At 68.6% G+C, this 7,426-nt stretch carries 7 protein-coding genes and 1 pseudogene; 7 read left to right on the top strand and 1 reads right to left on the bottom strand.

Features of this window, described 5'->3' with window-relative positions:
• Positions 1-326 precede the first annotated feature (326 nt).
• Positions 327-704: an ATP-binding protein gene (locus ABTZ94_RS35070; RefSeq protein WP_351207097.1), complete on the bottom strand. Its 378-nt coding sequence runs from the start codon at positions 702-704 to the stop codon at positions 327-329.
• 117 nt (positions 705-821) lie between these two features.
• Here ABTZ94_RS35070 and ABTZ94_RS35065 point away from each other — a divergent pair, with 117 nt between their 5' ends.
• The 7 genes and pseudogenes from ABTZ94_RS35065 to tyrS form a co-directional block, all read left to right on the top strand.
• Positions 822-1,292, top strand: coding sequence for an NUDIX hydrolase (locus ABTZ94_RS35065; RefSeq protein ID WP_351207095.1), 471 nt, complete (start codon positions 822-824; stop codon positions 1,290-1,292).
• A gap of 166 nt (positions 1,293-1,458) precedes the next feature.
• Positions 1,459-1,764, top strand: a pseudogene (locus tag ABTZ94_RS35055) (transposase); the annotation flags it as partial.
• A 198-nt stretch (positions 1,765-1,962) separates the two neighbouring features.
• Positions 1,963-2,223: a Scr1 family TA system antitoxin-like transcriptional regulator gene (locus tag ABTZ94_RS35050; RefSeq protein WP_351207099.1), complete on the top strand. Its 261-nt coding sequence runs from the start codon at positions 1,963-1,965 to the stop codon at positions 2,221-2,223.
• Complete coding sequence (locus ABTZ94_RS35045) at positions 2,220-2,441, top strand: DUF397 domain-containing protein (protein WP_351207093.1); 222 nt, start codon at positions 2,220-2,222, stop codon at positions 2,439-2,441. The genes ABTZ94_RS35050 and ABTZ94_RS35045 overlap by 4 nt, the downstream gene beginning before the upstream one ends.
• 433 nt (positions 2,442-2,874) lie before the next feature.
• On the top strand, positions 2,875-4,398 hold the full coding sequence (locus tag ABTZ94_RS35040; RefSeq protein ID WP_351207091.1) for a TldD/PmbA family protein: 1,524 nt from the start codon (positions 2,875-2,877) through the stop codon (positions 4,396-4,398).
• A gap of 82 nt (positions 4,399-4,480) precedes the next feature.
• The gene (locus ABTZ94_RS35035) at positions 4,481-5,875 is read left to right on the top strand and encodes a metallopeptidase TldD-related protein (protein ID WP_351207089.1); all 1,395 of its coding nucleotides are present in this window, start codon (positions 4,481-4,483) and stop codon (positions 5,873-5,875) included.
• A 219-nt stretch (positions 5,876-6,094) separates the two neighbouring features.
• On the top strand, positions 6,095-7,426 hold a 1,332-nt coding region (gene tyrS / locus ABTZ94_RS35030), incomplete at its 3' end, for a tyrosine--tRNA ligase (RefSeq protein WP_351207087.1).

Genomic DNA, 7,426 nt, shown 5'->3' with positions numbered 1-7,426 from the left:
CGGCGCGCCGCACGCCCCGGATCCCTCGCCGTACCCGGTACCGGGATGGTGAGACAGCCTCCTCCGGCACAGGGGCAGTACAACCGCCCCCAGTGCCCTTCCTTGCGCAACATCCAACCGACGGCCAGGAGCCGCTTCAGAACTACACGGATTTCCTTGTCCTGGTGATCCGCCGGTGACAACTCGCGCCCGACCATCCACCATCTCCCCAACGCACGGCGCCGTCTGCGAAGTTGACCGTCAACTCGGCGTGACCGGGACACTACCCTGATGGACTGACAATCGTCGAAATCGCACGCCAATACGGTAATTGGTGGCGTGTACGGTCAGCCGCGACCATGCCGGAGCAGGCAGCAGATCTGCTTACCGACGGGAGTCAGTGTGATGTCCCAGCCGGGCGCGAGGAAGTCCATGAGCGGCAGCCCTCGACCGGATTCGGCTTCGGGGTCGTCGAGTCGAACCCCCGCCCGATGCGGGAAACGGTGCCGATCCGGGTCGTGGAGCCGGACCCAGACACCGGCAGCTGTCGACTCGACCTCAGCCACCAGGGGGACGTAGTCGCCGCAGGCGTGAACCGCGTTGCCGTACAGCTCGGAGAGGACGAGCTGGGCGGAGTCGACCAGGTCAGGAGTGACGCCCGCGCCGATAAGCATCGCCTCCGTGAGACCCCGGGCCGCGCGGAAATTGCGCGGGGAGGCGGACATGTGGAGGGAGAAGCCGGTGGGGGTGGGGGCGAGGTAGTGACCTCAGGGCGTGTTTGAGATGTCGATCAGCACAGCCAGTCTTGATTGGCATTTCGAGCACCGCATAGCGTCGGGGTGGTGGAAACAACGCACCGGCCCACCGCCCGGGTCATCTGTCTGGACGCTGCCCATCGCATGCTTCTTCTGCACTGGCGTGATCCGTTCGACGGGACATGGCTCTGGGAGCCGCCCGGTGGCGGCATTGAGCCGGGCGAGACGCCGCTGGTGGCGGCACGACGCGAGCTGGCCGAGGAAACCGGACTCGACCCGGCTGCGGTTCTTGATCGGTCGGTGCCAGTCGACCGTGATGTGCAGTGGAAAGGCAAGCGGTACATCGGGACGGAGTATTTCTTCGTTGCGCAGTTCGCCGACGAGCAACCATCGCTCGTGCGGACCGGTCTGCTCCCCGATGAGCAGGCCAACCTGGGCACCCACGTCTGGATCACGTGGTCGGATCTGGGCTCGCTGCCAGACCCGGTTGAGCCGCCGCAGTTGCTGGCCGTGCTCGGCGCACTGGTGCCAGACGGCCCATGGCGTGATCGCGCATGAGGTGCGGTCACAGCGTATTTCGTATGAGGGTGAGTTGCACGGTCGCCTCGTAGCGGGCAGCAAGTTTGCCGTACCTCGTCGCGACACTTCTTGCCTGCTTCAGAAGGCCAATCCGGCACTCGACTTTGTGGCGGCGCTTGTACATTTCGCGGTCAAAGCCGGGAGGGCGTCCGCCGGCCAAGCTGGTGACGCGCCAGCGTTCACCGAGGTTATGACCCGCCCGCGCGTCCCACGCCTACGCGGACGTCCCCGCACCAGGCCGTCCGTGGTCCTGGCGGACAAGGCGTACTCCTCACGCCCCATCCGCGAGCACCTACGCAAGCGCGGCATCAGGGCATTGGTCCCCGTCCCAGCAGACCAGCGAGGCCACCGCCTACGCCGAGGCAGCCAGGGTGGAAGACCACACGCCTTCGACCGCGAGACATATAGGCAACGCAACACCGTCGAACGCTGCATCAACCGCTTGAAGCGTCTCATCGGCCCTCCCCAGCACCGTTTGGAGGATTACAACACAGGGCCGCGCACAGGGCCGGAGTCCGGTGATCTAAACGAAGCGGCCTAGGGCGGCAGTGGGTCGGGGAGTGAGTTGCACATGAACCTCCCTACAGGGGCGCCTCTGTTGCGCCATTCACGGTGGCGCAATGCGGTCAGCATCTCGCCGTGAGCGACAATCCCATCTCGAAGCACACTTTCCACAGCAAAAAAGGCCCCAACTGCCCACCCAGGGCTGCTGGGTGGGTTCAGTCTGGCCACGTTCGCCAAGCCGTTGTCGGAGGTTGTCGTCCTGGAGAGTCTGACTGGGGCGGCATACGTTGAAGGTGAGAACACAGCTCCTTACGCACTGGCGTTCCAGCACATTCAAGGCGCTGCTCTTCCGGTGGAGGACTCGCTCGTGCGTATCGCCGAGATGGAAGAAGGCCTCCGGAAGTGAAACGCCCCAAGGCAGACCTGTATGCCCACGACCTCTCCGAGTCCATGTGGCGCAAGTCGTCCGCGAGCGGTGCGGAACACGACTGCGTCGAGATCGCGGAGCTGCCCGGCGGTGCCAGGGCCGTCCGCGACTCGAAGAACCCCGAGCGTGCAGCCTTGTGCTTCACAGCCTCTGAGTGGGCCGCCTTCCGGGCCGGCATGATTGCCGACAAGTTCTGACGGATGCGCGGCGCAGGCGCCCCGGAGCCTGCGCACCAGCAGCGCGACGTCCGCGCCCTGTCTTCCGCGCTAGGTGTGCAGCTCATCGAGAGCGAGGAAGCGCAGGCCCTGAGCGGCCCCGATCAGCGTTTCGCACGGGGATCCGGCCAGAGGGCCTTGCGCTCCCGCTCCGCGTCGAGGTGTCGCTGGATCTCGCGGTCCCGCACACCGACCAGCGAGCTGGTGAACCCCGAAAACATCCATCGCCGCGTGTGCTCCCCGCTGCCTGCCGTACTGCTTCGGCCTGTCGGTATCGCTACCGGCCCCCCCGGCCATCGATCACGATCAGCCTACTGCCGTGCGGCACAGTCAAAACCCGGGAAACCTGTAGCCGGCCGATGACGGTCCGCTCCATGATTCACTGCCAGGACCAATCAGAGGAGGGGAGCCCTTCGTGGCCCACGAGGTAGATCAGTCATTCCTGGCCCTGCCCCTGCGGGCCCTCGCCGACGCGGCGCTCGCGCGCGCCCGTGCGCTGGGGGCCGTGCATGCCGACTTCCGTTTCGAGCGGGTGCGCAGCGCGTCCTGGCGGCTGCGGGACGCCCGGCCCGCCGGGACCTCGGACACCACCGATCTCGGGTACGCGGTGCGCGTCGTGCACGGTGGGGCGTGGGGGTTCGCGTCCGGCGTGGATCTGACGATGGACTCCGCGGCGAAGGTGGCCTCTCAGGCCGTCGCCATGGCGAAGCTGTCGGCGAAGGTGATCGCGGCGGCCGGTTCCGACGAGCAGGTCGAGCTGGCGGACGAGCCGGTGCACGGTGAGCGGACCTGGGTCTCGGCGTACGACATCGATCCCTTCGACGTACCGGACGAGGAGAAGGCGGGGCTGCTCGCCGAGTGGAGCAGCCGGCTCCTGGGCGCCGAGGGTGTCGCGCATGTGGATGCCTCGCTGATGACCGTCCACGAGAACAAGTTCTACGCGGACACGGCTGGCACCGTCACCACCCAGCAGCGGGTGCGGCTGCATCCGCAGTTCACCGCGGTCGCCGTGGACGGGACCACCGGTGAGTTCGACTCGATGCGGACGATCGCCCCGCCGGTGGGCCGCGGCTGGGAGTACCTGACCGGGACCGGCTGGGACTGGGACGCCGAGCTGGAGCGGATCCCCGGGCTGCTGGCCGAGAAAATGCGGGCGCCGAGCGTCGAGGCGGGGACGTACGACCTGGTGGTCGACCCGTCCAATCTCTGGCTGACCATCCATGAGTCGATCGGCCACGCCACCGAGCTGGACCGGGCGCTGGGGTACGAGGCGGCGTACGCCGGGACCTCGTTCGCCACCTTCGACCAGCTGGGGAAGCTGGCGTACGGCTCCCCCGTGATGAATGTGACGGGCGACCGCACCGCCGAGCACGGGCTCGCGACCATCGGGTACGACGACGAGGGCGTCGAGGCGCAGTCCTGGGACCTGATCAAGAACGGAACGCTGGTCGGGTACCAGCTGGACCGGCGGATCGCGAAGCTGACGGGCCTGGGCCGTTCCAACGGCTGCGCGTACGCGGATTCGCCGGGCCATGTCCCCGTACAGCGGATGGCGAACGTGTCGCTGCAGCCGGATCCGGGCGGGCTGTCCACGGAGGATCTGATCGGCGGGGTGGAGCGCGGGATCTATGTGGTCGGCGACCGGTCCTGGTCGATCGACATGCAGCGCTACAACTTCCAGTTCACCGCGCAGCGGTTCTTCCGCATCGAGAACGGCAGGCTGGCAGGCCAGCTGCGCGATGTCGCGTACCAGGCCACGACGACGGATTTCTGGGGCTCGATGGAGAAGGTCGGGGGCCCGCAGACGTATGTCCTGGGCGGCGCCTTCAACTGCGGCAAGGCTCAGCCGGGCCAGGTCGCGGCCGTCTCGCACGGCTGCCCCTCCGCCCTCTTCCGAGGCGTGAACATCCTTAACACGACGCAGGAGGCCGGACGATGAGCGGTCACCACGGAACCGGCTGGGGGTCCGGGGGTCGTCCCCCGGGACAGCACAGTCTTAACACGACGCAGGAGGCCGGACGATGAGCCGCGTCAGCAAGCCGCACGAGATCGTCGAGCGGGCGCTCGAACTGTCCACCGCCGACGGCTGTGTCGTCATCGCCGACGAGGAGTCGTCCGCGAATCTGCGCTGGGCCGGCAATGCGCTCACGACGAACGGGGTGACGCGGGGGCGGACCCTGACCGTCATCGCGACCGTCGACGGTGCGCAGGGCACGGCGTCCGGGGTGGTGTCGCGGTCCGCGGTCACCGCCGACGACCTGGAACCGCTGGTGCGGGCCGCCGAGGCCGCCGCGCGCGGGGCCGGTCCGGCGGAGGACGCGCAGCCGCTGGTCGGCGGGGTGCCCTCGTCGCCCGGTTTCATGGACGCGCCGGCCGAGACGGGCTCGGACGTCTTCGCGGAGTTCGCCCCGGCACTCGGTGACGCCTTCGCCCGTGCCCGCTCCGGGGGCCGTGAGCTGTACGGCTTCGCCCACCACCAGCTGACCTCGACGTACCTCGGTACGTCGACGGGGCTGCGGCTGCGCCACGACCAGCCGAACGGGACGCTGGAACTCAACGCCAAGTCTCCCGACCGGACCCGTTCGACCTGGGCGGGCCGCTCCACGCGCGACTTCAAGGATGTCGACCCGGCCGGGCTCGACGCGGAGCTGGCACAGCGGCTGCGCTGGGCGGAGCGCCGTATCGAGCTGCCCGCCGGGCGGTACGAGACGCTGCTGCCGCCGACCGCCGTGGCCGATCTGCTGATCTACCAGCTGTGGTCGTCGACGGCACGGGACGCCGCGGAGGGCCGGACGGTGTTCTCCAAGCCGGGCGGCGGGACGAGGATCGGCGAGACGCTGTCCGAGCTGCCGCTGTCGCTGCGCAGCGACCCGCACGCACCGGGCCTGGAGTCGGCGCCGTTCGTGATCGCCCATGCCTCCGGGGACGGCGCTTCCGTCTTCGACAACGGTCTGCCGCTGGCGAGGACCGACTGGATCCGGGACGGCAGGCTGGAGCATCTGACGACCACCCGGCACACGGCGGGGCTGACCGGGCTGCCGGTCGCGCCGGCGATCGACAACCTGGTGCTGGAGGGCGGCGGTGGGCAGTCCCTGGAGGAGATGGTGGCCGCGACGTCCGGCCGCGGGCTGCTGCTGACCTGCATGTGGTACATCCGGGAGGTCGATCCGGCGACACTCCTGCTGACCGGGCTGACCCGCGACGGGGTGTATCTCGTCGAGGGCGGCGAGGTCGTCGGCGAGGTGAACAACTTCCGGTTCAACGAGTCGCCGGTGGATCTGCTGTCGCGGGCCACGGAGGCGGGCCGTACGGAGAAGACGCTGCCGCGCGAGTGGGGCGACTGGTTCACCCGGGCCGCCATGCCCGCGCTGCGGATCCCGGACTTCAACATGAGCTCGGTGAGCCTGGGCGTGTGACCCGCCTAAGGGCTGTCCCGTAATCCCTGGCGGGACAGCGCGCGGCGTCAGATGCGGTGCATCGCAAGGCGGAGGGGCGTCCGAATACTGGATGTATGCGGACGTTCCGACAACGCGGCGAGGTGCCGTAGCTGACGCCGCGCGCCCGTCAGGGATTACGGGACAGCCCTTAGACTGACTGTTGCCTTTCGATACACGTAGCTGAGGAGACACGGAACCGTGACGGACATCGTCGACGAGCTGAAGTGGCGTGGGCTGTTCGCCCAGTCCACTGATGAGGACGCACTGCGCAAGGCTCTCGCGGACGGTCCCGTCACGTTCTATTGCGGCTACGACCCCACCGCGGCGAGTCTGCACGTCGGCCATCTGGTGCAGGTGCTCACCATGCGCCGGCTCCAGCAGGCCGGTCTGCGTCCGCTCGCCCTGGTGGGCGGGGCCACCGGTCAGATCGGTGACCCGAGGCCGACCGCCGAGCGTACGCTGAACGACCCGGAGACGGTCGCCAACTGGGTGTCGCGGCTGCGGTCCCAGATCGAGCCGTTCCTGTCCTTCGAGGGCGAGAACGCGGCGGTCATGGTGAACAACCTGGACTGGACCTCGGGCATGTCCGCGATCGAGTTCCTCCGGGACATCGGCAAGCATTTCCGCGTCAACAAGATGCTGACCAAGGACTCCATCGCCCGGCGGCTGGAGTCCGACGAGGGCATCAGCTACACCGAGTTCAGCTACCAGCTCCTCCAGAGCATGGACTACCTGGAGCTGTACCGGCGCTACGGCTGCACCCTCCAGCAGGGCGGCAGCGACCAGTGGGGCAACCTCACCGCGGGCCTCGACCTGATCCACCGCCTGGAGCCGGGCGCCGAGGTGCACGCGCTGGCGACCCCGCTGATGACGAAGGCGGACGGGACCAAGTTCGGCAAGTCCGAGAGCGGGGCCGTCTGGCTCGACCCGGCGATGACGACGCCGTACGCGTTCTACCAGTTCTGGCTGAACGTGGACGACCGGGACATCTCCCGGTACATGCGCATCCTCAGCTTCCAGAGCCCCGCGGAGCTGGCGGAGCTGGAGAAGGTCACGGAGGGGCGTCCGCAGGCCCGGACGGCGCAGCGCGCGCTGGCCGAGGAACTGACGACGCTGGTGCACGGTGCCGATCAGTGCGCTGCGGTCATCGCGGCGTCGAAGGCGCTCTTCGGCCAGGGTGAGCTCGGCGAGCTGGACGAGGCGACGCTGAGCGCCGCACTGTCCGAGGTCCCCCACGCGCAGGTCACCGAGCTCGGCCCGCTGGTGGACCTCCTGGTGGAGGTCGGCCTGGCGCCGAGCAAGTCGGGCGCCCGCCGCACGGTGAAGGAGGGCGGTGCGTACGTGAACAACGTCAAGGTCACGGACGGCGAGAGCGCCCCGGCCCGCGAGGAGCTGCTGCACGGGCGCTGGCTGGTGCTGCGCCGGGGCAAGAAGAACCTAACAGGCCGTACGACGGGCGGGGGAGCGCAAGTGGCAGTGGTCGGTCTCGCGGTGACGGCGGTCGTGGTGCTCGCGCTGCTCGTAGGTGTG

The organism is Streptomyces sp. NPDC002785 (assembly GCF_040295565.1).
GTDB lineage: Bacteria > Actinomycetota > Actinomycetes > Streptomycetales > Streptomycetaceae > Streptomyces.
This window is presented reverse-complemented; position numbering and strand designations above follow the sequence as displayed.